Here is a 24,383-nt window from a genome sequence, read left to right on the forward strand (position 1 = left end):
GTTGTCTCCCTGATGCGGGTTAGAAGTCGTGGGGTTTGGCGATCGGTTGCAGGCCCTTGGCGTCCTCGGGCAGCAGGTAGCCTTCGCGCACCGAGCGCGCCTTGGCATCTTCGAAGGCCTTCTGGTACTGCGCGTAGCTGCCGTAGCGCTTGCGCAGCGCTTGCCGCGAATACGCCACCTTGGTGTCGTAAATCAGCCCGCAAGCGGTTTCCTGGTCGGTGAGGTAGGTGGCGCTGGGCGCCTGGATCCACGGCGGCCGTACGCCGCCTAGCAGGTTGCCGGTAGCGGCGTCGCGCACCGCGCTATTGCCCTGGCGTGGCACGCGCGGGGCCTTGGGCATCGGCTTGCCGTCACGAACCCAGCGGTCCATGCCGTCGAGCAGCGCCGCGATGACCAGCTCCGCCGGCTCGTCGTAGAGCGTCAGGCAGCGCGGGTCGTTGCCCTTGCCGACATCGGCGGCGAGGCGTTCGCTGTGCTGGGTGCCGAGATCGGCCAGGCGCAGGTGCGGCATGCCGGTCACTTCGTAGTAACGAAGCTTGGGTGTGTCGGTATCGGCGGGCAGGGCGATGCCTTCGAGCACGTCGTGCATCAGCTCGGACTGGCTGTAGACGGTCACGAAAGGCGCGTCGCCCGGCATCTTGCGCGGCACGCGGATGACATCGCCGCCGACTTCGCCGTAGGCCATGCGGCCGGTCATGTAGGCGTCGACCAGTGGTTTGCCGTCCGGCATGCGCCACTGCTGGTGGCGCCCCTGGTCGAGGTAGTCCATCCACACCTGGGCGGTCACTGCCCAGCTGTTGACGTACACGCGCTTGACCTCGAGCCCGGCCAGCGGGCCTTTTGGCGTGTGGCTCTTGAGCAGCAGCGCCAGTTGCGCGCCGATGCCCTGGGATTGCGGCACGAAGGGATCCGGCGCGTCGCCGCGGGTGAACTGCCTGGCATCGTAATAGCTGCCCAGAGGCGCGTAGCGGGCGTAGTCGAAGCGGCGCATGAAGTCGAAGTTGACGATCTTGCCGTACTGGGCGATGCCATCGGCCTCGACGGCCGGGTCAGCGGCGCTGAACTTGGGATCGACCGCGGGTTGGTTGATGTTCAGCGTGTAACCGACATAGGCATAGCCATGGCGCAGCAGGTAGTCGCGGGTGAGAATCCAGCCCGCGGCGCGCTCGCCGAACCAGCTGAACGGCTCGATGATCACCGTGCCGTTGAAACGCGCCGGGTCGGCGGGTTTGCGCACCAGCATGCGGGTGGTATAGGGCGCTTCGAGCAGGGTTTGCCCGGCCGCGGTGATCGCCGGCGCAACGCCTTGCAGGTAGAACTCCTGCTCGACGTAGCCGTGCGCGTTCAGGTCGGCGTACTCGGTACCCCTGTACGTCGCCGAGGACAGCGGCGGCTTGCCGGAGTCCGGCACCGCCACGGCGGTGGGCAGGCGCGGCACCTCGGCCAGGGCGCTGGTGGCCAGGGCCAGCGCCAGCAGGGCGCCGTGCATGGCGGGTTGCAGGATGCTGATTGTTATTGGGCGTTGCATCCGATCCTCTCCTGATGATGGTCGACAGTGGCTGTTACTCAGTCCGTTTTAAGGGTGGCCTTGCCTTCGCTGTCGATGACGATCTGGTTGTTCTCGCAGACGTATTCCTCGATGCGGTAGTCCGAGCGCTTGTATTCGAAGGTGAATTCGTAGGGCTTGGTGAGGATCTGCGGATCCTCGATCACCACATGGTTCTGCAGGTGATCGGGCGCGGTGAGGCGGATGTGCTCGGTGATCTTCACCTTCTCGCTGTGCGGCACGTCGTAGAAGGTCACGTCGGTGCGGATGGCGCGGGTTTCCACGACCAGGGTGTCGCCCTGCCAGCGGCCGCGTGAGTGGCCTTGATAAACCGGGTCGAGTTCGTCCAGTGGCGGCAGCGGCTCGTTGAGGATGATGCGGCGCACCTGCTGCAGGTATTCGCCAAGCACGATCACGTTGTTGTCGTCATAAATGATCTGGATCGGAAACAGCGCCGCCATCAGCGTCGGCATGCCCTCCGGCAAACACCTGGCGCTGGTGGTGGCCAGGGGCGTGCCAGCCTGGTTGGCCTCGGCCTGCCTCTTCTTCAGCTCGGTGTACTGGCTGGCGTATGGCTCCTTGAGCGGCATGGGGCCGCCAGGCAGCACCGGGTCATCCGGATCTTCGCCGAACCAGTCGTCCGGGGTGCGCTCCCAGGTGCCGCTGATGTTGGGCTTTTTCGCAGCGATTTCGGCCGCACCGCTGGTGGCGGCCAGGGCCATGCAAAGGGCGCCCAGGAACAACGCTACCGGTGCCAGGTGTCGTGTCGGTTTCATGCAGATGTCTCCAGCCTGTGGATTCAGAGCGGTGGTGGTGCAGGGCAGCAGCGGTCAGCCGCCACCGGTGAGCACCGTGTCGCCAATCTTGATCTCGACCAGCAGCCCGCCAGGCTCGCCGTTCTTCAGGGGCTTGAAGGTCACCTCGGCCTCATCGCCCGCCTTGATCAGGTTGGCCTTCCAGCCCATGCGCCTGAGCGCATTGACGCTGCCGGTCTCGATCTTGAAGTGCTGCTCAGGTGGGCCGGGAGCGTCGACATAGATGGCGACGTGGGGGTTGGTCCAGGCGAAGCGCGAAACCACGCCCTTGATGGTGACCGTCTTGGTCTGGTCGAAAATCGCGAAGGAATGGTGGGCGCTGACCACGCCGGGGAGGGCGCAGGTGAAGAGGGCTGCGAGCAGCCAGCGGCGCTGACGGAAAAGCGGGGGGAACGACATGAGCGTCATGACAGGTACCTCGGTTCTTATTTGTTCTTATGGGCCGAGCATAGGGCCGGGGGCCTGCTGGGCCTTATCCCAAAATGGCAATGAATGACGGCGGGGCGGTCGTTTTTGGCGCAGGCGCTGGCGCGATGAGGGCGAAAGTGCGCGCGCAGCGTAGTTCGTTGCTGATTTGGGATACCGCTGCCGGGGTTGCGGGGAAAACACTCGCGGCTCGCCTCATCAATAACAACAACAGGAGAGACGTCATGCGCACCCACAGTTATGCCCCGGTCTTGTCACTGCTCGCCCTCTGTACGGTCGGCTCCCAGGCCCGGGCCTATGAGCTGTACAACGAGAACGACGGCGCCACCGTGCTGAATGCCAACATCTGGGCGGGGGTCGGCTGGTACACCGCCAACGAGAACTACCTGGTTGATCCCGAGCGCGAGCCCGGGCGAATGCACTGGCAGGAAGGCTTCATCAAATACGGCCTGACCGGCGCCACCGACAAGATCGCAGAGGGTTCGCTATACGGTGGCCTGAGCATGATCAGTTCGGGATCATTCGGGGATGGCGATCCGGGCGGCCTCACCAATGGCGAAGAACGCCGAACCTCGCTGGAGGATGCCTACCTGGGCTGGAAGTCCGGCGACATGTTCCCGGCCCTGGGCACCGATGGTGTGGATTTCTCCTTCGGCCGGCAGATCGTCACGCTGGACGGCTTTCTGATCACCGATGACGGCTTCTCGCCCGGGCGTGCCTTCAACCCCATCGAAGGGGTCACCGATGGCCGCTTCGACCGTGGTGGCGCGTTCTACCTGGGCCCGCGCCTGGCGTTCGGCAATTCGGCGGTATTGAAGCTCGGCGGTACGGAAGGCCTGCACGGCAGCATGATGTGGCTGAAGATCGACAGCCCGGGGCAGTCCAAGACCGAAGTCGCCGCGGCCACCGTCGACTACACCACGGCATTCGGCTCGATCGGCTCGACCTACATCCATGGCCTGCACGTCGATGAGCATTACGCCTTTGCCGATCGCATGGAGCGCGAGGGCATGGATGTCTACAGCATCCGCGGCCAGGGCAGCGCCGGTATCGAGGACGCCGACTTCGCGTTCGAGGTGGCGCGCCAGGAAAAAAGCTCGGGCTCGCAGCGGGCGATGTTCTTCGATGCCGGCTACACCTTCAGCGACGTGCGCTGGACGCCTGCGGTCAGTTACCGCTTCTCGCGTTATTCGGAAGGCTGGGACTTCCTGTTCCAGGGCGGCTATCGCAAGCGCCTGCAGGGCGAAGTCGGCGTGAACTACGCGGGCTCGGTCACCTCGAACATGCGCATCAACGATGTGCAGTTCTCGCTGCAGCCGACCGACAAGCTGACCCTCAACGCCATGTACTTCAACTTCCACCAGCTGTCGCGGCGTGACGAGCAGGACTACAGCGGCCAGGAGGTCGATCTGTTCCTGGACTGGATGGTGACCGACAACATCACCCTGTCGCCGCTGGTGGGCTTCTACAAGCCGAACAAATGGCGCGAGAACGGCGGCCTGCAGAGCGGCCCGGGCACCAATACCTACCTGCAGTTCATCGTCTGGATGGAGTTCTGATTCAACGCTATCGGTAACAACCTGTTCATGATTTTTCAGTACAGGCTCGTCGACTTTGGCAGCTAAGTGGCGGAAGCGGCCAGTCGCCCCCGTTAGGGTGGCTGGTGATTATCTGTGGGAGCGGGCCATGCCCGCGAAAAATCACGGGCATGGACTGGGCGTCCCCGCCCGTACCGACATGAGTCCGCCAGCATTACCGAGTTGTTTATGTGCTCGGTTCCGCTCTGACGAGCGGGTTTCTTTTGGCATTGCCCCAAAAGAAACCAAAAGGTCTAGCCCCGACATACGGCCCCAGCTTCGCTGGGGTTCCCTCGCTCCATCATTGTTCCGAGGGCCCGCCGCGAAGGGCCATCCCTGGCCCATCGCGGCTCTCGCGACATCCATGTCGCTCAACCCTCTCCACAACGATTCCACTCGGCCTCCTGAAGGGGCGATTGGCGTCGTCAGTTACTTTTGCACGAGAGAAACATAAAAAAGCCAAAGCGCTGGATGTCCGCTTTTGCCTCGTAGCTGCCGCTTCATGCTCATAAAGATCGTGAATAGGTTCTAAGGGTTTTCAGCCCGCAAAAACAAGCGCCACCCTGAGGTGGCGCTTGTTTTTCAGTAGGATTACCGGCCTTTACAGCATGCGTTTCATTACATCGTTGCGCTTGTCCTGGTCGAAGAAGCGATGCTTCAGCGAGCCGATCAGGTGCACCACGATCAGGCCGAGCAGGGTGTAGGCCAGCACCTTGTGCAGCCACTGGAAGACCACGAACCAGTCGTCGTTCTTGGCCAGCAGCTCCGGCAGGTCGACGCCGAAGAAGTACACGCCGTCGCTCATGGTGTAGGTGCTCGACATCGAGTAGCCCATCAGCGGCACCAGCACCAGCAGCACGTACATGGAGCGCTGCACCAGCCGCGCGAGCACACGCTCGTGGCTGGCCAGGCTCAACGGCGGCTTGGGCAGCACCGGGGTCCTCAGGCGAGTGGCGATCTGGATCAGCACCACCAGAAAGGCCAGCACGCCAAAGGACTTGTGCCAGGGGTAATAGAGCACGAACTTGCTTTCCTCTTCGTCGCTCATCCCGGTCATGTGCCAGCCAGCCCACAGCAGGCCGATGATCAGCACCGCACGTACCCAGTGCAGCACGATCAAGGATCTTGGGTAGTGCTCGACTGGTTCTTTTCTCAGCGTATTCATCGCAGTCTCTTCTTATTGGTCATCAGGGTCCGGAAGTCACGGGCGGCCGGCAGGATTACCGGCCCCGCGGAACACACTCAGTTGGGCAGCAGCACGGTGACCACCTTCTCCTCGGTGTAGGCGAGCGCGCCGCCAAAGCCGCCTTCACGGCCGATACCGCTGGTCTTCACGCCGCCCCAGGGCAGGTTGGCATCCAGCGGGCTCCAGCAGTTGACGCCCACCGCGCCGGTTTTCAGGGCAGCGGCCACGCGGTGCGCGCGGGCCAGGTTGCTGGTCCACACGGTGGCCGCCAGGCCATAGCTGGAATCGTTGGCCAGGGCGATGGCTTCTTCTTCAGTGTCGAAGGTGATCAGCGTGCCGACCGGGCCGAAGATCTCGTCACGGGCGATGGCCATGTCGTTGCGGGCATTGGCGAAAATCGTCGGGCGCACGAAGAAGCCCTTGTCGGGGTTCGACACGCCGCCGGCCAGCAGCGTCGCGCCCTGGTCGATGCCCAGCTGGATGTAACGGTTGACGCGGTCGAACTGCGCCTTCTTGGCCACCGGGCCCATCTGGGTGTCGGGCTGGCGCGGGTCGCCAACCTTCACCGCACTGGCCGCCTGGGCCAGTGCGGCGGCGAAACGTTCGGCGACGCCGCGTTGCACCAGGATGCGCGAGCCGGCCGCGCAGACCTGGCCCTGGTTGGCGAACAGGCCGAGGGAGCAGCCGAACAGGGCATCCTCGAAGGAGGCGTCGTCGAAGACGATCTGCGGGCTCTTGCCGCCCAGCTCCAGGGCCACGCGCTTGAACAGCACGCCGGCGGTGCGCTGGATCTCGCGGCCCGCTTCGGGGCTGCCGGTGAAGCTGATCTTGGCGACGTCCGGGTGTTCGCACAGGGCGCGGCCCACTTCGGCGCCGTAGCCGGTAACGATGTTGATCACGCCATCGGGAAAGCCCGCCTCCTTGGCCAGGGCAGCCAGGTGCAGGGCCGACTGCGGGGTTTCTTCGGAAGGCTTGACCACCACGCTGCAGCCGGCGGCCAGCAGGGCGGCGAGCTTCCATACGGTGATCATCAGGGGCGAGTTCCACGGCACGATGGCGCCGACTACGCCGATCGGCTCCCGCACGGTGTACGACAGGGTCTTGGTGCCGAAGTAGCCGCCGCTGGGAATGGTGCGGCCTTCGAGCTGGTTGGCCCAGCCGGCAGCGGCACGCAGGTTGGCGATGGCGTTGGGCAGGTCCATGCGCCGTGGCTCCATCGGCGAGCGGCCGATGGCATTGGCGTCGAAGTCGGCCAGCAATTCGCTGTCGCGTTCCACCAGGTCGGCCAGCTTGTTCAGCAGGCGAGCGCGCTGGGAACCATCGAGCTGGCTCCAGGCACCGCCTTCGAGCTGGCTGCGCGCCGCTTCCACGGCGCGGTTGACGTCCTCGGTGGTGCCGCGGGCGGAGCTGCCGTAAACCTGTTCGGTTACCGGATCGATCAGGTCGATACGACGACCGTCGGAGGCTTCGGCGGCAGTGCCGGCGATGAAGTGTTGCAGGTGCTGAGTCATGTGCGTATCCACGGAAGTTGGAGAGTCGATCAAGCCTTCAGCGACGCCAGGGCGTCGCCAAAGATGTCCAGTGCCTTGAAGAACAGCGCGCGGGAGATGGTCAGCGACGGCATCACGCGCATCACGTTGCTGTAGCGGCCGCAGGGGATCATCAGCACGCCGTGGCTCATCAGGTAGCCCATCAGCTGGCCGATCTTGTCGCGCGAGAGCGGCTCCTTGGTGGCTGGATCCTCGACCAGTTCGATACCGATCATCAGGCCACGGCCGCGTACCTCGCCCACCAGCGGGCTGTTGAAGCCGCGGATGCGTTCCTGGGCTTCCAGGCCCAGTGCATGGGCGCGGTTGAGCAGGTCGAGCTGCGGGTCCTGGATGATGGCGATGTTGGTCAGTGCCACGGCGGCGGACAGCGAGTTGGCGGCAAAGGTGTTGGGCATCGAGCCGTCAGGAATCTGCGCGGCCAGGTCCGAACGCATGATCAGCCCGGCCATCGGCAGGTCGCTGCCGATGCCCTTGCCGAAGGTGAGCATGTCCGGCTTGACGTCCGAGTGCTCGACGGCCCACATCTTGCCGGTACGCCCGGCACCGGCCTGCACTTCGTCGACGATCAAGAGCGCGCCGCTGCGGTCGCAGGCCGCGCGCAGCAGCTGCAGGAATTCGGGCGACGGCGGCACGTAGCCGCCTTCACCCTGCACGGGCTCGACGATTACCGCGGCCACGTCATCGGCGCCGGTGTAGGGCGTGTTGAGCAGGTAGTCGACGTACTCGCCGGCGATCTGCTCGGCGCTCTTGTGGGTGGTGTCGAACGGGAAACGATAGGCGTAGGGGTAGGGCGCGTGGATCACGCCGCCCATCTGCGCGCCAAAGCCCTTGCGGTAGGCGGTGCCGGTGGTCAGCGCACCCGAGGCGTGCCAGACGCCGTGGTAGCCACCGTGGAAGGCGATGATCTGGTGGCGGCCGGTGATGCGCTTGGCGAACTTGATCGCGGCTTCGAGGGCGTCGCTGCCGCTTTGCGTGAAAAACGTGATGCAGTCGCCGCGCAACCCGGGCGGCGCGATCTCGGAGAGCTTGGCGGCCAGCTCGGTGCGCCGGGTGCTGTTGATCTCCAGCGCGTGCATCAGCACTTCGGACTGCTCGCGAATGGCCGCCACCACCTGCGGGTGGCAGCGGCCGACGCTGCTTACGCCGACGCCAGCGGAGAGGTCGATGTAGGTGTTGCCGTCCGGATCCTTGAAGGTCGCGCCGAACGCACGGTCCATGGCGATGGGCATACGGCCGCCACCCCGGGCCATCGACTCGGTGCGCGCCGACAGGGCCAGGGCTTCGCTGGTTTTCGGGCCGGGCAGGCTGCTGGAAAGGATTTGCGGGGCATCGGCAAAATGCAGGGCTTCGAACTTGGCTTCGCTCATGACGGTCTCTACGGGATATCGGTTCAGGTACGCCGATCATCTCCGCTGCGCGCCTGCAGCCGGTATCCCAAATTGGCACTTGGATAGCCCATGGCAGGTGCATTGCCCGTTCACGGGCGAGGCGCTATGTGCGACCATCCGGCGCGTACGCAGCCGGAAAACAATAAGGCTGGCGAGGGCGCTGCAGGCCATGAAAACCCACAACATCAGCCATTTCCGCGACATCCACGTGCATGCCGCCACCGTTCAGCAGTGGAGCCAGGACTACAGCCAGCTGAGCGCCGGCTGCAGCGAAAGCTCGCTCATGCAGCTCACCACAGAGCATTGCCACATGTTTCTGGAGCAGATCAATCAGCGTGTGGTGCAGAACGGCGTGGCGCCCCGTGAGCGCATGTGTTTCGCCGTGCCGATCAACGTGCCGGGCTCGATACGCATGCAGGGCCGCGACGTGGACGACAGCAGCCTGTTCTTTCTCAACGGCGGCGAGGAGTTCATGTTCCACATGCCGACCGGCATGCAGCTGCTGTCCGTCACCTTCGAGCGCGAACTGTTCGAGCAGGCCCTGGCGCACACGGCCGAGGCGAAGGACATCGCTGCGCTGCTGCGCCAGCCGGTGATCCGCGTGCCGCCCAAGCGTTTCGCCGCTGCCCGCCGCCGCCTGCTGGCGATGTTTGCCCAGGCCTTGACCAGCGAGGCCCCCGACGGTGCCTGGGAGCGCCCCCTGGAGCAGGCGATGCTCGATGAGCTGCTGCAACTGATGAGCGACCCGGCATGCGACAAGCAGCAACGCTCGCAGAGCTCGACACGCAGCTTTATCGTCGAGAAATGCCACCGCCTGGTGGCCGCGCAGATGACCCGTGCGCCCAGCGTGATCGACCTGTGCGAGCGCCTGCAGGTCAGCCGGCGCACCTTGCAGAACAGCTTCCATGCGGTCGCCGACACCACGCCGCTCAACTACCTGCGCGCGGTGCGCCTCAACGGCGTGCGGCGAACCCTGATGAGTACCCAGGCCGCGCAGCTGCCGATCGGCGACGCGGCCGCGCAATGGGGCTTCTATCACCTCAGCCATTTCGCCGCCGAATACTTCGAGCTGTTCGCCGAGCTGCCGTCGCAGACCACGCGCGCCGCGATTGCTGGCCATGCCCCGGCCTGAGCGGGTGCCGCCCATCATTCTCCCGCATCGATAGCCCCTCGAGCCGGTCATAACCCGGGGACATGACCGTACCGGGAGCCGCCGATGAAGCGCCTGCGCATCGCCACCTTCAATATCAATGGCATCAACGCCCGACTGCCCAACCTGCTGAGCTGGCTGCAGCGCGAACAGCCGGATGTGGTGTGCCTGCAGGAGCTCAAGACGCCGGACAAGTCGTTCCCGGCCAGTGACATCGAGGCGGCCGGCTATGGTGTGGTGTATCAGGGGCAGACGGCGTGGAACGGCGTGGCGATTCTTGGCCGCGATACCCAGCCGCTGGAGATTCGCCGCGGCCTGCCCGGTGCCGAATGGGACAGCCAGGCGCGCTATATAGAAGCGGCGGTACAGGGCGTGGTGGTGGCCTGCCTGTACCTGCCCAATGGCAACCCGCAGCCCGGCCCGAAATTCGATTACAAGCTCAGGTGGTTCGAGCAACTGATCGAGCATGCGCAGACGCTGCAGGCCAGCGAACACCCGGTGGTGCTGGCCGGCGACTTCAACGTGGTGCCGAGCGACTTCGATATCTACAACACCCGCTCCTGGCTCAAGGATGCCTTGCTGCAACCCGAGAGCCGCGCATGCTTCCAGCGTCTGCTCGATCAGGGCTGGGTGGATGCGCTGCGCACGCTGCACCCGGACAAACAGCTGTTCACCTTCTGGGATTACTTCCGCCGCCACTGGCAGAGCAACTCCGGGCTGCGCATCGACCACCTGCTGCTCAACCCGGCGCTGGCGCCTTATCTGCAGGCGGCCGGTGTGGACACCTGGGTGCGCGGCGAGGAACACCCCAGCGATCATGCCCCGGCCTGGATCCAGCTGAGCAGCCGCAAGCTCAAGCGCAAATAGCCGCTGCCATTTGCGCGGCGATGCAGCGCATTCACCCGGCATGCTGTCTCAAACCCCTAACACCTCAGCGGCGGCCATGCGCCGCTTGCTGCCACGCGGGTTGCGGGGCGATTTGCGCGGCGCAGCGGTAGGTCGGGTGTCTCGGCCGCTTTACAAAACGCCGCTGCCATACCCGCAAAAAAATTCTATCTACCTGTTTTAACTGGAAAAAAGTTTGATGGCACAGTGCATGCTCTAGGTTCGATAACGCTCAAGCGGCTCGAACCAAGGGATGTCGGCCATGAAACGCTTCGTTTTCTTCAATTGCTGTGCATGGGCCATGGTGTGCAGCCTGCAGGCTGGCGTACTGCAGGCCGCCGAAGGCGATGTGATCATCAGCCGCGAAGTGCAGCCACGCGTCGCCACCCGGGCGGCGCTGGTGCCGGACCCCAATCCGCGCTCGGTGAACCCCGGTCGCTCGGTGGTGGATGCGACTGCCGAGCTGGGCGATAGCGACTTCGCCAACGTTTCCAGTGGGTTGGCATTGCCTCAGCAATTGCTCGGCGGCCCGCTGGGCAACCAGCTGCAAGCACCGCTGCAGCAATCGCTACCGGGGCTCGGGGCGGCCCACGGCGCAGGCGGCGGCAACGGTGTTGCCGCACAGGTCAACCGCAGCGTGCAGCAGGGCCTGCGCCCGCTGCAGATGCTGGGGGAGCGCTGACATGCACGCCCGCACGCTGTTCATCACCCTGGCCCTCAGCAGCCTGGCTCAGGCCGACGACATCGCGCGTATCGCGGCCAGCGCATCGGGCTATCAGGGCAACCTCAGCGTCAACCAGGCGGCCGGCGACCTGCAGCAGCAGGCCAATGTGCGGGTCATCAGCGTGGGCGGGGCAGGGGTCTCGGCCGCCACCGTCCGTCAGAGCGTTGACCTCCTACCCGCAGGCAGTGCCGCCCGTAACACCCAGGCCAGTATCGACGGCAACGCCTTCAGCGGCGGCAACGGCGTGGTTGGCGTCACCCAGGCAGCGGGCGTCGGCAACCAGCAGGCCAACGTGCTCAGCGTGACGCTGCTGGCGGCGCCGCAGAGCCTGGACGACAACGTGCTGGCGCAGAGCGTGACCCGCCGCGACGAATCATTTTCAGCGACACCCGTGGGCGAGCGCCGCGCGGCAATCAGCAACGAGGCCTTTTCAGGCAGCCGTGGCGTGGTGCAACTGAACCAGAGTTCCGGGATTGGCAACCGAACGGCCAATCACCTGGGCATCAGGGTTGTGGATTGACCCTATTCGAGCAAGGCCAACACTTAATCGTATGGAGAAACACGACATGAAATCTTCAGTACTGCTTAGCCCTCTGGCATTTGCACTGGCTGCCGTTCTGGCCACCTCCGTCCACGCTACCCAGCCAGGCAACAGCGCGTCCAGCGGTGCCAGCGGCGCCACGGCAAAGATCTCCGATACCCAGCTCAACTTCAACAACCGGGTCACCAACCACGAGACCAAGAACAACGCCAGCATCGACGGTTCGCTGCGCAATGCGTCGGGTAACGTGGGCGTCAACGTTGCGGCCGGCGACAACAACCAGCAGGCCAACGCAGCAGCCATCGCCACTGCCGACACCGCCTTCGTGTTCGGCGTCGCAGTTGCCGGCTCCGGCGCCAATGCCAGCACTGGCGTCGAGCAGAAGGCCTACTCCAACAACCTGAGCAACTACGGCAACCCCAACAACGCCTCGGTCAACAACAGCGCCAACGGCGCGACTGGCAACGTTGGCGTCAACGTGGCGGCGGGCAACTACAACCAGCAGAAGAACGACACCACCATCGCCTCGTCGGAAACCGCTTACCTGGCCAATGCCTCGGCCACCGTGCTGCAGTCGTCCAACGGTAACGTGACCGATAACAACCAGGGCACCGCGTTCGAAGACGAATCGGCACTCGCCCTGCAAACCAGCAGCTCCGGCGGCTCCTGGTGGCCACAGCCGGACAAGACTCCAAGCGTCAACAACGCCAGCCTGAGCAATTCCCTGGGCGGCGTGTCGGGTAACGTCGGGGTCAACATCGCTGCTGGCGGTGGCAACCAGCAGAGCAACAGCCTGACCATCGCAGCCGGCTGTAATGCCTGCCGTTAAGCGCTGAGGAAGTCGACGATGCCGGCCCCCCGGCATCGTTTTTATCGGGAAACCTCCATGGCCAAATCGCTTGCCGGGCAGCTGCTGGGATGGAGCTGCATGATGCTGTGCCTGGCCGCTACCGCTGCCGAGATGCGCATGGCGGTGTTGCCCAACGGGGCACTCGCCACCGTGCAGGTCGAGAGCATGCGCGAGCGGCGCTTCGCCAACCTGGTCGAACAGAAAACCGACTTCAGCTGCGGTGCTGCCGCCATGGCGACCATTCTCAACCAGGCCTATGGCATGCAACTGCAGGAAGACGACGTGATCCGCGGCATGCTCGCCAGCGCCGATGCCGAGCAGGTGCGCAGCCAAGGCTTTTCCATGCTCGACATGAAGAATTACGCCAGCACCCTGGGCCTGCGTGCGCGCGGCTACCGGGTGGATGCCGAACAACTGCAGAACCTGAAAATTCCTAGCATCGTGCTGCTCAACGTACGCGGCTACAAACATTTCGTGGTGCTGCAGCGCATATACCGCGGCTACGCCTACGTGGGCGACCCGGTGCTGGGCCACAAGAAAATGCCCGTCAGCGAATTCGCCGGGGGCTGGAATGGCATCGTCTTCGCCCTGATCGGCCCAGGCTACAACCGCGCCAATGCGCTGCTGACCCCACCGGAACCGCTGACCGCGAAGACGCGCATCGATGGCTTCAGCCCGGTGAAGGACGCCGAGCTGATGGAGTTCGGTTTCATCCAGAGTGATTTTTTCTAACTGCCAGGGGAAGGGTCATGAACAGCAAGCTATGGCTGGCCGCGAGCATCCTTGCCGCAAGCCTGCCCGTGAGCGCCGCCAATCCGTTCCAGCCTGTCGAGGTCGCCGACCACGAACTCGCCCAGCTGCGCGGCCGCTACGTATTGCCCGACCGCATCATCAGTTTTGGCGTGGTGATGAGTTCTACCTGGCAGAACAGCGCCGGGCAGGTGATCGGCGCCGAGGTGGCGGTGAACGTCGCCAACGGCCAGGTGCACCCAGCCTTGCAGGTTCGCGAGATCAGCTCCCTGGGCAATGGCGGCAACGTCATCGCCGGAACCGGGGTGATCACCGGAGGCAGCGGCCTGGATTCGGTCAACGGCATCGTGCAGAGCGTGCGCACAGCGGGCGACCTGAACAGCGGCCTGAATGACCTGCGTGTGCAAGTCAGTACCGGCGGCAGCGCCACAGCGAGCACCGATGGCCAACCCTGGACGGGCAGCCAGGCGTTCGCCAACCCCGCCGGCACGGTCAGCGTCAGCAGCCGCGCTGGCGGCATCAATATCGCCTTGCAGGCCGGGCAGGGGCAGGGCTTCAGCAGCCAGCAGATCGGCGGCGGGGTAGCCCAGCACGCCACTATCTCTGGCTCCATGAACGAGGTGCGCAACCTCGCGACCCTCAACGTGGCGCTGCGTGACAACCCGCGCAACCTCAGCCTGGACACCTGTATCGAGCAACTTCGGGCCCTGCGCCCCCATGGCTATTGAGCAGTGCCAAGGTGGCACAAAGGATTGCGACCATGCGCCAGATGATCAGCGTCGCCGTGCTGTTTGGTGTCGGCTTCAACGCAGCATTCGCAGCTGATCCGGCCCAGGTCGAGGCGCTGCAGCAGGAGCTGCAGGCACTCAGGGCCCAATACGAAACGCAGCAGAATGCCCTCAAGGTGCTCGAACAGCGCCTGCGCCAGGTCGAAAGCCGCGCACCCCAGGCCAGCAGCGGCCCGGCGCCGCTCACCCGCCGCGGCAACCAGCAGGTAGCCAGCAACGGCGCCTCCGCCGGGTACGGCACCGCCTTGAAGGATGACGCCGCGCCGCCAGCCAGCGTCGAGCACCTCTACCAGGAGGCCAGCGGCTTTTTCGGCAGTGGCACCTTCAGCCTGGAGCCGGGCATCACCTACAGCCATTACGATTCGCGGCAGCTGTTTCTCAACGGCTTTCTGGCCCTGGATGCGATCTTTCTCGGCAATATCGGCGTCGACCAGATCAACGCCGACACCTTCACCTTCGACCTGACCGGGCGCTACAACTGGGCGCAGCGCTGGCAGCTGGACGTCAACGCACCGTGGATATACCGCGAGAGCACCTACCAGTCCGGTGGTGCCGGCGGGGCGAGTACGTCAGTCAGCGAGGCCAGCGTGACCGGCGATGCGCGCCTCGGCGATGTCAGCGTGGGGCTCGCCTACAAGCTGTTCGACGAGAGCGAAGGATCGCCCGACGTGGTGCTGAACATGCGCGTCAAGGCGCCAACCGGCGTCGAGCCTTACGGCATCAAGCTCGATACCGTGGCCGGCAACGACAACCTGAGCATCCCCGAGGACCTGCCGACCGGTAACGGCGTGTGGTCGGTCACCACCGGCGTGGCCCTGGTCAAGACCCTCGACCCGGCGGTGGTGTTCGGCAACTTCTCCTACACCTACAATTTGCAAGACAGCTTCGCTGACATCAGCCCCCAGCGCGGCGTGAAAGTGCCGGGCGAGGTGGATCTGGGCAACTGGTTCCAGTTCGGCCTGGGCGTCGCCTTCGCGCTCAACGAGCGGGCCAGCATGTCGATGTCGTTCAGTGAGCTGATCAGCCAGAAGAGCCGTATCAAACCGCAAGGGCAGAGTTGGCAGAGCATCTCCGGCAGCGACGCCAACACCGCCTACTTCAATATCGGCATGACCTTCGCCGCCACCGACAAGCTCACCGTGGTGCCCAACCTGTCGATCGGCCTGACACCGGATGCGCCGGATTTCACCTTCAGCATCAAGTTTCCCTACTACTTTTAATCCGCATCGGCTTGCCGGTTGCTGCGCAGGTTGTGCTTGTGCAGCAGCCGGTAAAAGGTCGGCCGTGACACACCGAGCGAGCGCGCCGCACGGCTCATGTTGCGGGCGAAGTGCAGCAAGGCGTCCTCCAGCGCCTGGCGCTCGGCTTTTAGCAGGTACTCGTCGAGTGGGCGGCAGGGCGGGGCAGCCGGAGCCGACAAGCCGATGTCATGCTGCTCGATCTGCCGGCCTTCGGCGAGCACCTGGCCGAGGCGAACGCGGTTGGCCAGCTCACGCACGTTGCCCGGCCAGTGATGAGCGAGCAGGGCGGCGATGGCCTCGCTACTGAAACGCCGCGGGCGACGGCCGATCTCTGCTGCGTACAGCTGCGAGAAGTGCTCGGCGAACAGGGTGATGTCTTCCTTGCGCTCGCGCAGCGGCGTAGTGCGCACCTGCAGCACGTTCAGACGATAGTAGAGATCTTCCCGAAAGCGGCCTTTCTCGATGGCATCTTCCAGGTTGATATGGGTCGCGGCCAGCACCCGCACATTGGCGCTGATGGGGGTGCTCGACCCCACACGTTCGAAGGTCATTTCCTGCATGAAACGCAGCAGGTTGGCCTGCATTTCCAGGGGCAGGTCGCCGATCTCGTCGAGAAACAGCGTACCGCCCTCGGCGGATTCGATACGGCCGATCTTGCGTTGGTGGGCGCCGGTAAAGGCACCTTTCTCGTGGCCGAACAGTTCCGATTGAATCAGATGTTCGGAAATCGCCCCGCAGTTGATGGTCACGAAGGGGCCCTTGGCGCGCCGCGACTGGCGCTGCAGGCTGCGCGCCACGACTTCCTTGCCGGTGCCGCTCTCTCCGGTAATCAACACGGGCGAATCACTGGCCGCCAGCTTGCCGATCAGTTTGCAGAGTGCCTGGGTAGACGGGCTTTGCCCGACCATCAGCGCATCGTCGATGGCGCTCGGCTTGGTGTCCGGGTGGCGCAGACGACCCATGCCGAAGGCACGGCCCAGGGTGCAGTGCATCCGGCTGATGTCGATGGGCAGGGTGTGGAAGTCGAAAAACCATTCGTAGATGAAGTTGGCCAGCCCGGTATTGTGGCGCAGGTCGCCACTCATCACCGCGATCCATTCGCAGCGGCTGTCATGAATCAACTGTTTTATACGATCAAGTTGGCCGAGGTGGTGGGGCTGCAGGCAAATAATGCAAACATCGTAACCGGGCTGCATTGGCTTGGTGAGGTCGCTGCGCTCGACGCGCCATCGGTCACGCTGCAGTTGCTGGGCAAGTGGCTCACAATCGTCGACGGGGTCGACGATCAGCAGGCGCCTGTGCGAATAGTCCAGCGAACCCAGCATACGAACTCCTTGCCAGTATGGGCCGTGTTGCAATGCTCACACTGGCAACCCCTGATCGCAGCGTCGCGCCGCCAGCGGCCACGGGCTTGGCGGGCGAAAGGCATCAAGGATTCTGGTGTGCGCTGGCGGTGCAGCGCAGGCCACACCGAAAGCTGTTTTTATTGAACGTCCTACATGGGCCGTTTCTTATGTTCTTGCAACTCATTTATACCCCTTTCAGATGAAGTTAGATTATCCGATGCCTATGACGCGTGGAATATGTTCGTGCCTGGGTTGGATAATTAAAGGCGCCCTTTAAATCATCGGTTATCTTATCTGTTTATTATTTGGCGCCAATTTAAAATCAATAAGGTAAGTTGCTTGTTGCTAATAGTGGTTTTTCTCAATAACCATGTTTTTCACTGCAGCCTAGTTGGCGCGTTTGCCGGCGCAAATGCAGTCCGCGCTCAGGCAGGAGCGAGCAGGCAGCCGTTGTTTCCGGGTTTTCTGCAGGTTTGGGCAGCTATAGGGCATTACCTGGCAGCAAGTGCTGAAGGCGTCCATCGGGGTATTGGACATATTGGAGGGAGAGGGGAGCAGTAGCCTTCGCCAGTGATTGCGTGTAGCCAGTGCGCAGGGGCTGAGCCACGTTGTTCAAAAGACCCCGTAACCTGCTCGGTAGCACATATGTGCTATTGAGCGCTGCCTGGGCGGCTGATAGCTTTTTTTGGATTTGTCTTTACGCCGCCCCAGCCAGTTTATTGGCGCCGCGAGTACCAGGCGAAGGGTGTTCATTGCCATCAGATCAACAAGAGTCGGCTCATGGGAGAGATCAGTTTGCAACGTCGTTACCTTAAACGAATGACGCGCGTTACCACCGTGATGGTCGTTGCGTGGAGCGGGGCATTTGCCGGTTCATCGGTTGCAAGTGACAAGTCATCGGGTGACTGCATTGCCGAGGCCGACTTTCGTCAGGGCAGTACAGTCGAAACCCAGGCGCGAGTCAGTAATGCGCCGGGCGTGATAGGCCACACCAACCGAAACCCTGGAGCGTCGGTCATTTGCGGATGCCAATCCCCTGGTTCAGGCACAAACGACGTTGATCGACAATGCTCCGTTCTTCACCGGTTACTCCTTCGTCGATCTGGTGGATCGCAAGATCATCAGATATGGCAACCAACACGGCAGCGGTCCCTCACTGGTCACCACGTACAATATTCCGCCACCGGCTGTACCGGTCGATTTCCAGCCGGGACAGACAGTCACGGTCAATTATCTCAGCAAGACCGTCACCGCCGGGCCGGGTGCAGAGTCCGAGATCACCGAGAAACATACCTACATCGGTAGGGAGACCATCACGACCCCGCTGGGCACTTTCGATACCTGCAAGTTCACCAATGAGATTTCCTCCGGCGGCGCATCGAGCAAGAATGGGAAAAATCTGGCTGTCATCGAGAGCTGGTTCGCCTCCGAAGGGCCTTATAAGGGCCGCGTCATAAAAACCTTCGTTCCCGCACGTGATGGATCGCCAGACGTGACCACCGAAACGGTGAAGATCACCTCCGCTTCGAAGTAATTCACTTCACGGAGAAGGGCGCTCGTTACAGGGCGCGCGGATCCTGTGGCGCACCTGTGGCCGACTACCCCGGACATCTTTGGAGGAAAAGCCTGCAGGCGGGTCGGAATTACCCGCCTGATGCTTTAAACTTGCCGGTTGCCGAAAGAACCGTCATGGCCATAGCCATGAAGGGCTTCAATCCTTCAAATATGTGTGGTGAAGATGAACAAGCCTTTCATTTCGCTGTGCCCTGAAATTACCCGGGCACATGCACTGAAGCTGATGGACTGGCTGGAAGATGACCGCGTTACCTGCTATCTGAGCGATTCGCGTGATGTTTCCCGCTCCATCGAACACGCCATCGATCGGGCGCAATCGCCGATCGTGAGCCATCTGTTCAACCAGGGTGGCCGATTTTTCATGGCCTATGACCGCCATGATGACCCCGTGGGCTTCGTGCGGCTGATCAAGACCGGCACGGATTGCGAGATCGTGCTGGCCATCGGCGACAGCAACAAATGGGGCCGCAACCTCGGCGCCTGTGCCATCCGCGAAGGCATGAAGCTGGCGTTCCTCGACATGCGTGCCAAGAAGCTGATCGCCAAGATCCACCCGGACAACCTGCGCTCGCAGAAAGCCTTCCTGCGCAGCGGTTTCGTGCTCGAGAGCGAAACACCGACATTGAAGTCCTTTTCCATGGCGGCGGGGCGCTACCTGCAATTCCTGCGCGAAGATACCATTGGTGACGCCCCCGGGATCTACATCACCGAATTCGACAAGGCCAGGCTCGAGAGCCTGATCGTGCTCGAGGAAGGCCCAGCCATCGTTGACCTCGAACATGAGCTTGAACGGGCCGTTGTCGTCGAGCCACAGCAGGTGCCCAGCAATGTCGTCACCATGAATTCCAGGGCCTTGGTGCAGCTGGACGACAAAGAGATCGAAGTGGCCCTGGTTTATCCCGAGGACGCCAACAGCAGCGCCGGCAAGCATTCCGTTTGCTCAGCCCTAGGCGCCGCCATCCTGGGCTACCAGGAAGGCGACGCCATCGACTGGCGCATCGCTGGCCGCACACGACAGATCGAGATCAGGAAGGTGCTTTACCAGCCGGAAGCGGCTGGGGATTACCACCTGTAGCTCCGTGTTTGTCCATCAGGGCGAAATCTCCCCAGGGACGGGGAGCGCTTCGCGTCTGATGCGAGTTGTCCATGAGTGACGAGCCATTTTTGTTGCATCGGGAGCCAAACGGAGCACAGGTTGAGTCAGCAGCCAGTAGTCTGACATACGTAATTTAACATAATATACATTATGCGAACCTTGATGCTGCCGTTTGCCGGGCTTCCCCAGCTGGTTTCAAAGGCTCAAACCACCTTTGCGTCGCCAGCATGCAGATCCGCCGTTAAACGATCCGTAGGCAATCACGCCCCCATCAGAATGCCCACGGCCATGAACACGAACAGACCGGCGCAGAAGAATCCGCCGACGATCAAGGTCGCCGCTATGGCCCTGATCAAAAGATTGCGCATTGAAAAACCTCTTTCAGTTGGCTGCGGTGGCTCTCGGCGTTCGACCGTCTTCCAGGTAGCCCAGGTTCAGTCTTTCAGCCGAACGCCCGGCTCAGGAAATCAGCCCCAGCGTCAGGCCCTTCAATGTGGCTGCTGCTCGCGTCGAACACTCCAGTTTGCGAAAGATGCTTTCCATATGCGTGCGTACGGTACTTGGGCTGATCGACAGCGTTCGCGCGACTTCCTTGTTGCTGGCACCGCGGCTGATCTCAGCGAGAACCTCGCACTCACGAACGGTAAGCAGCGAACTGCGCGGCTGTATGAGTCGTCGTTGGCCACCGGCTGCAGCGATCACCGCTTCACAGATGCCGTTATCCAGGGCGCCTCGGCTGGCGTCTTGTCTGAGGATGTTCTGCGCCTCCTGTGTGCTGTGAGCCGCTCGCCAGGGTCTGTGGTTTTGCAGTGCCACCCAGGCATTTGCGGTGGCCAGCAGCCGGTGCTCGGCACTTAGCGCGTCACCGGATAAGCCACGGTAGTAGCCGCTGCCATCGAGCCGTTCGTAGGCATGGGCGGCTATATCGCCTGGCCCTGCGAGCTCTTCGATGGGCTTGCAGGCCTTTTGGGTCCAGTACGGCACCAGGTGCAGCCGTTCCGCTGCGCCGTATGGCAATGCGCCCGGGCTGTTCCATATATGGTTGGAGATTGCCGCACGGCCAAGGCCGTGTACCAGTGCGGCCTTGCCGATCTCCGCGAGCATCGGTTCGCTCAGCCCCCACAAGCGTGCAGCTTCGACGGCAAGGTGCGCGACCTGGCGTGAGTGCCCGGCCAGCCAGGGCAATTTCAGATCGATCACATCGGCTACCAGGCTCAGTGGCACCGCGGTTGCGGGCGTTTCCCCGCTTGCCGATGGGGCCGCGCTTTCCAGTTGTGCCAACCAGTCAGCGGCGTTTTGCATGAGCAATTTGGCAAGCGCCGCCGGATAACGCCGGTTGGCCTGTGCGCCGATCCAGCCGAGTGCCGAATCCAGGCCGTGGGTACGGCTGAGAATCTCAAGGTCGCCGGCCAGCACCACCTGGTATACGGCTTCGGGGATTTGCCCATGGGTCAGCCCGGCGGGCCGGCCGGAGCCGTCATAGGTTTCGAATACCCGATACAACGCCCCTTCTACCTCGGCGCCGAGCCCAAGGCTGCCGGCCACCTGCTCCGATACTTCACAGTGCACCACGGCCAGGGCGCTCGCCTTGTGGACGGCACGCATGTCATCGGCGCCCAGTGTGTGGTCGAGCATCGCGCGGCGCCCGTCGACGTCGTTGCCCAGCAGATGGGTGAAGCCTTCGGCGTTGGCGGTGCAGCCCGACCAGCGCAACAAGGCGACATGCTCGGCCACTGCCAGGTGCCCACCCTGCCCTGCGCTGGCCTGCGCCAACTGCCTGGCCAGCCTGGCAACCCGCATGGAATGGCCGAGGGGCTGGCCCATGCTCAAGTCGCCCACCTGGGAAATGGCGGCCAGTGCGGCGCCAGAAGAAACCAGAAGTGACGGCGCGTCGTTCACCAGAAAAGTCCTTGGATCGGATAAATGACCGATACCGGCCAGGCAGCTCGGGCAGCAGAATTTGCTCCACACCCACGCAGGAGTTTATGCAATGAAAACCGTCAAATCACAAATCGCCGCAATCGCCCTCGCCATCGCCAGCACACTGACCGTTGGCGCCAGTCAGGCTGCCGACACTTCACCTTCGGTGGTGATCGTGCACGGCGCGTTCGCCGATGGCTCCGACTGGGCCAAGGTGGTGCCGCTGCTGCAGGCCGAAGGCCTTGCCGTCACCGTGGTGCAGAACCCCCTCACCTCCCTGGCAGACGACGTGGCGGCTACCCGGCGCGTGCTGAACAACCAGAATGGCAAGGTCGTGCTGGTCGGCCACTCCTGGGGCGGCACGGTGATCACCGAAGCTGGTAACGACAAGAAAGTCAGTGCGCTCGTCTACGTCGCGGCCTTTGCACCGGAAGCCGGGCAAACCAGTGGCGAACAAGGCAAGGGCGCACCGACGCCGCCTGGCATCAGCCAGCTGAAGACCGATAGCAATGGCTTCATCTACCTGACGCCCGAAGGCATGGCCAGCGATTTTGCTCAGGATCTGCCCGCTGCCCAGACAGCCGTGATGACGGCAACCCAGGGGCCGATCAAGGCGTCTGCGTTCGAGGACAAGGTGACCGCTGCAGCCTGGAAGACCAAGCCGTCCTGGTACCTGCTCGCAACCCAGGATCGGATGATTCACCCGGACGTACAGCGCTCGTCCGCCAAACGCATCGCAGCGCACCTGAGTGAGGTAAATAGCAGCCACGTGCCACAGCAGTCCCAGCCTGCCGAAGTGGCCAAGGTAATTCTCGAGGCGGTGCACGAGGTCGCTACGCAGTAAGCGATAGTGATGATGAACACTGTGCCGCGGGCTTCATCGCAAAATGCTGCGCTGAAGCCCGCGGCATCTTGCCTTAGAGGATCAGGCTACCGATCAACGCTAGCAGGAAGGCGATGCCACCCAGCAGGGTTTCCATCACCGTCCAGGTTTTCAGCGTGGTCTTCTCGTCCATTTCCAGAAAACGGCTGACCAGCCAGAAGCCCGAGTCGTTGACGTGGGACAGCACCGTGGCGCCGCCGGCGATGGCGACCACGATAAAGCACAGGTCGAACTCGCTGAGCCCCGGCGTGGCGGCGACCAGTGGCGCGACCAGCGCCGCGGTGGTGGTCAGCGCGACCGTCGCCGAGCCCTGGGCCACGCGCAGCGCCGCGGCGATCACGAAGGCGGCGATGATGACCGGCATGCCGGTGTCCGAGAGCACGTCTGCCAGGGCGTCGCCGATGCCGCTGGTGCGCAGCACGCCACCGAACATGCCCCCTGCCCCGGTAACCAGAATGATCGAGCAGATCGGGCCGAGTGCACCTTCACAAACCTTCTCCAGGTGCTTGCGGCTGTGCCGGCCGCTGAAGGCGATCAGCGCGAAGAGCACGGTGATCAGCAGCGCGATGGGCGTCTTGCCGAGCATGCGCAGGAACTGCACCCAGTTGCTGCTGCCGTCGACGGCGCCCATCACGGTCAGCGTATTGAGCCCGGTATCGAGGAAGATCAGCAGCAGCGGCAGCAGCAGGATGCTCATGACCAGCGCGAAAGCCGGCGGCGTGACGTTCTCGTCGCGCGGCACATCGGTCAGGAAGCTGCTCGGCAGCTTGAGATCGAAACGCTTGCCTGCCCAACGGCCGAACAGATAGGCGCCGAAGTACCAGGTCGGGATGGCGATCACGGCGCCGACGATAACCAGCAGGCCAATGTTCGCCCCCAGCAGTTCGGCAGCGGCAACCGGGCCGGGGTGCGGCGGAACCAGTGCGTGCATGGCCGCGAAGGCACCTGCCGCGGGCAGTGCGTAAGTCAGCGTCGAACCGCCGAAGCGCTTGGCCACGCTGAAGATGATCGGCAGCATGACCACCAGGCCGGCGTCGAAGAAGATCGGAAAGCCGAACAGCAAGGAGGCGACGCCCAGCGCGAACGGCGCGCGGTGTTCGCCGAACTTGTTGATCAGGGTGTCCGCCAGCACCTGGGCGCCGCCGGTGATCTCCAGCAACCGCCCGATCATCGCGCCCAGGCCGACCAGCAACGCCACCGCCGCGAGCGTGGTGCCGAAGCCGCCGAGCAGCGTCGGCACGATCTTGTCGAAGGGAATCTGCGTGGCCAGTGCGGTGAAGATGCTGACCAGCAACAGGCCCAGAAAGGCATGCAGGCGGAAGCGGATGATCAGCAATAGCAGCAGCAGAACCGCACCGGCGGCGATGGATAGCAGCGCGCCGGCGCCCATGGTGGTCGCCTCATTCATGATCAGCGCCCTCCTCTCGGCCTGTCGCCGCCTGGTGATTGTGCGGTGTGATGTAACGGTCAGCCTGGTGAATCGTTTTCATGTCGCCTCCACTTGTGTTTGTTATGGGAGAAGCATGGGATGGCACGGTTAGCGGTCGTCAGCGGCCCGCCACCAGTCAGCGGCCTTGCGGCCCAGGGTATCGATGGGTTGGGTGGCATCCAGCACCAGCGTGGAAGGCTCGCCGTGGGGCGGCTCCAGGGTGGCGAACTGGCTGTCGATAAGGCTGGCCGGCATGAAGTGCCCCGGGCGATTGCCGACGCGTTGCGCGGCCTCCTCGCGGGACAGTTCGAGAAACACGAAGCCCAGGCCGGGCACGGCTTCGCGCAGCCGGTCGCGGTACTTGCGCTTGAGCGACGAACAGGTGAGTACCGGATGGGGATGGCTTTTCAGCGCGCTGATCAGCTCCTGACCCAGGCGGGCCAGCCAATCGGCACGGTCATCGTCATTGAGGGGAATGCCGGCGCTCATCTTTTCGATGTTGGCGGGCGGATGGAACTGGTCACCTTCGATCAGGTAACCGCCGACATGGTTGGCGATCGATTCTCCGACGCAGCTCTTGCCACACCCGGATACGCCCATGACGACCACTGCGGTTATCGGTTTGCTCATCGTGCAACTCCAGCAGAAGACAGCGCTATCTTTGGCGGACAAGACCATGCCGGACAGCGGCTTCAGATGTTGTAACTGTTATTGTGC

General features: G+C 63.3%; 22 protein-coding genes. 12 read left to right on the forward strand and 10 right to left on the reverse strand.

What is annotated here, in order from left to right; translation table 11 throughout:
- Positions 1-19: 19 nt before the first annotated feature.
- From QYS36_RS19590 to QYS36_RS19600, 3 genes are read right to left on the reverse strand one after another with little or no spacing between them, the layout of a single operon-like run.
- The gene (locus QYS36_RS19590) at positions 20-1,528 is read right to left on the reverse strand and encodes an alpha/beta hydrolase domain-containing protein (RefSeq protein WP_308841045.1); all 1,509 of its coding nucleotides are present in this window, start codon (positions 1,526-1,528) and stop codon (positions 20-22) included.
- A gap of 38 nt (positions 1,529-1,566) precedes the next feature.
- A complete protein-coding gene (locus QYS36_RS19595; protein WP_308841046.1) occupies positions 1,567-2,322 on the reverse strand; it encodes a hypothetical protein in 756 nt (251 codons plus the stop codon).
- A gap of 54 nt (positions 2,323-2,376) precedes the next feature.
- Positions 2,377-2,769 carry a DUF6152 family protein gene (locus QYS36_RS19600; RefSeq protein WP_192426156.1) on the reverse strand — a complete coding sequence of 131 codons (393 nt, stop codon included), beginning with the start codon at positions 2,767-2,769 and terminating at the stop codon, positions 2,377-2,379.
- Between the two features lie 242 nt (positions 2,770-3,011).
- Between QYS36_RS19600 and QYS36_RS19605 the strand changes: the two genes are divergently transcribed.
- Entirely contained in the window at positions 3,012-4,346 is a 1,335-nt protein-coding gene (locus QYS36_RS19605) for a hypothetical protein (protein WP_308841047.1), read from the forward strand.
- Between the two features lie 619 nt (positions 4,347-4,965).
- Here the strand turns inward: QYS36_RS19605 and QYS36_RS19610 are convergent.
- The 3 genes from QYS36_RS19610 to QYS36_RS19620 form a co-directional block, all read right to left on the reverse strand.
- A complete protein-coding gene (locus QYS36_RS19610; RefSeq protein WP_308841048.1) occupies positions 4,966-5,529 on the reverse strand; it encodes a cytochrome b/b6 domain-containing protein in 564 nt (187 codons plus the stop codon).
- A 77-nt stretch (positions 5,530-5,606) separates the two neighbouring features.
- Positions 5,607-7,061 carry an aldehyde dehydrogenase family protein gene (locus tag QYS36_RS19615; protein WP_308841049.1) on the reverse strand — a complete coding sequence of 485 codons (1,455 nt, stop codon included), beginning with the start codon at positions 7,059-7,061 and terminating at the stop codon, positions 5,607-5,609.
- Between the two features lie 29 nt (positions 7,062-7,090).
- The gene (locus tag QYS36_RS19620) at positions 7,091-8,467 is read right to left on the reverse strand and encodes an aspartate aminotransferase family protein (protein WP_308841050.1); all 1,377 of its coding nucleotides are present in this window, start codon (positions 8,465-8,467) and stop codon (positions 7,091-7,093) included.
- 190 nt (positions 8,468-8,657) lie between these two features.
- Between QYS36_RS19620 and QYS36_RS19625 the strand changes: the two genes are divergently transcribed.
- The 8 genes from QYS36_RS19625 to QYS36_RS19660 all read left to right on the forward strand — a co-directional run bounded on the left by QYS36_RS19625 (position 8,658) and on the right by QYS36_RS19660 (position 15,396).
- On the forward strand, positions 8,658-9,620 hold the full coding sequence (locus QYS36_RS19625) for a helix-turn-helix domain-containing protein (protein ID WP_308841051.1): 963 nt from the start codon (positions 8,658-8,660) through the stop codon (positions 9,618-9,620).
- An 84-nt stretch (positions 9,621-9,704) separates the two neighbouring features.
- Complete coding sequence (gene xth, locus QYS36_RS19630) at positions 9,705-10,505, forward strand: exodeoxyribonuclease III (protein WP_308841052.1); 801 nt, start codon at positions 9,705-9,707, stop codon at positions 10,503-10,505.
- A gap of 280 nt (positions 10,506-10,785) precedes the next feature.
- A complete protein-coding gene (locus QYS36_RS19635; RefSeq protein WP_308841053.1) occupies positions 10,786-11,205 on the forward strand; it encodes a hypothetical protein in 420 nt (139 codons plus the stop codon).
- Position 11,206: 1 nt separating this feature from the next.
- A complete protein-coding gene (locus QYS36_RS19640; RefSeq protein ID WP_308841054.1) occupies positions 11,207-11,767 on the forward strand; it encodes an adhesin in 561 nt (186 codons plus the stop codon).
- A gap of 46 nt (positions 11,768-11,813) precedes the next feature.
- Positions 11,814-12,617 (forward strand): heme utilization protein, encoded by an 804-nt coding sequence (locus QYS36_RS19645; RefSeq protein WP_308841055.1) that lies wholly within the window; start codon positions 11,814-11,816, stop codon positions 12,615-12,617.
- A gap of 57 nt (positions 12,618-12,674) precedes the next feature.
- Positions 12,675-13,370, forward strand: coding sequence for a C39 family peptidase (locus QYS36_RS19650; RefSeq protein WP_374990475.1), 696 nt, complete (start codon positions 12,675-12,677; stop codon positions 13,368-13,370).
- Between the two features lie 17 nt (positions 13,371-13,387).
- The gene (locus tag QYS36_RS19655) at positions 13,388-14,116 is read left to right on the forward strand and encodes a hypothetical protein (RefSeq protein WP_308841056.1); all 729 of its coding nucleotides are present in this window, start codon (positions 13,388-13,390) and stop codon (positions 14,114-14,116) included.
- A 32-nt stretch (positions 14,117-14,148) separates the two neighbouring features.
- A complete protein-coding gene (locus tag QYS36_RS19660; protein ID WP_308841057.1) occupies positions 14,149-15,396 on the forward strand; it encodes a hypothetical protein in 1,248 nt (415 codons plus the stop codon).
- On the opposite strand, the gene QYS36_RS19665 is transcribed toward QYS36_RS19660, so the two are convergent.
- A complete protein-coding gene (locus tag QYS36_RS19665; RefSeq protein WP_308841058.1) occupies positions 15,393-16,742 on the reverse strand; it encodes a sigma-54 dependent transcriptional regulator in 1,350 nt (449 codons plus the stop codon). The genes QYS36_RS19660 and QYS36_RS19665 overlap by 4 nt on opposite strands.
- Positions 16,743-17,820: 1,078 nt before the next feature.
- Here QYS36_RS19665 and QYS36_RS19670 point away from each other — a divergent pair.
- Positions 17,821-18,297, forward strand: a complete 477-nt coding sequence (locus QYS36_RS19670) for a hypothetical protein (protein WP_308841059.1) — start codon at positions 17,821-17,823, stop codon at positions 18,295-18,297.
- Positions 18,298-18,501: 204 nt separating this feature from the next.
- Positions 18,502-19,413, forward strand: a complete 912-nt coding sequence (locus QYS36_RS19675) for a GNAT family N-acetyltransferase (RefSeq protein ID WP_308841060.1) — start codon at positions 18,502-18,504, stop codon at positions 19,411-19,413.
- A 480-nt stretch (positions 19,414-19,893) separates the two neighbouring features.
- On the opposite strand, the gene QYS36_RS19680 is transcribed toward QYS36_RS19675, so the two are convergent.
- Positions 19,894-21,333 (reverse strand): HD domain-containing phosphohydrolase, encoded by a 1,440-nt coding sequence (locus QYS36_RS19680; protein WP_308841061.1) that lies wholly within the window; start codon positions 21,331-21,333, stop codon positions 19,894-19,896.
- 91 nt (positions 21,334-21,424) lie between these two features.
- On the opposite strand from QYS36_RS19680, the gene QYS36_RS19685 reads away from it, so the two are divergent.
- Positions 21,425-22,198, forward strand: coding sequence for an alpha/beta hydrolase (locus QYS36_RS19685; protein WP_308841062.1), 774 nt, complete (start codon positions 21,425-21,427; stop codon positions 22,196-22,198).
- Between the two features lie 73 nt (positions 22,199-22,271).
- Here QYS36_RS19685 and QYS36_RS19690 read toward each other — a convergent pair whose 3' ends face one another.
- The gene (locus QYS36_RS19690) at positions 22,272-23,645 is read right to left on the reverse strand and encodes a GntP family permease (protein WP_308841063.1); all 1,374 of its coding nucleotides are present in this window, start codon (positions 23,643-23,645) and stop codon (positions 22,272-22,274) included.
- Positions 23,646-23,774: 129 nt separating this feature from the next.
- Entirely contained in the window at positions 23,775-24,266 is a 492-nt protein-coding gene (locus tag QYS36_RS19695; protein ID WP_308841398.1) for a gluconokinase, read from the reverse strand.
- Positions 24,267-24,383 lie beyond the last annotated feature (117 nt).

The organism is Pseudomonas sp. G34 (assembly GCF_031119625.1).
GTDB lineage: Bacteria > Pseudomonadota > Gammaproteobacteria > Pseudomonadales > Pseudomonadaceae > Aquipseudomonas.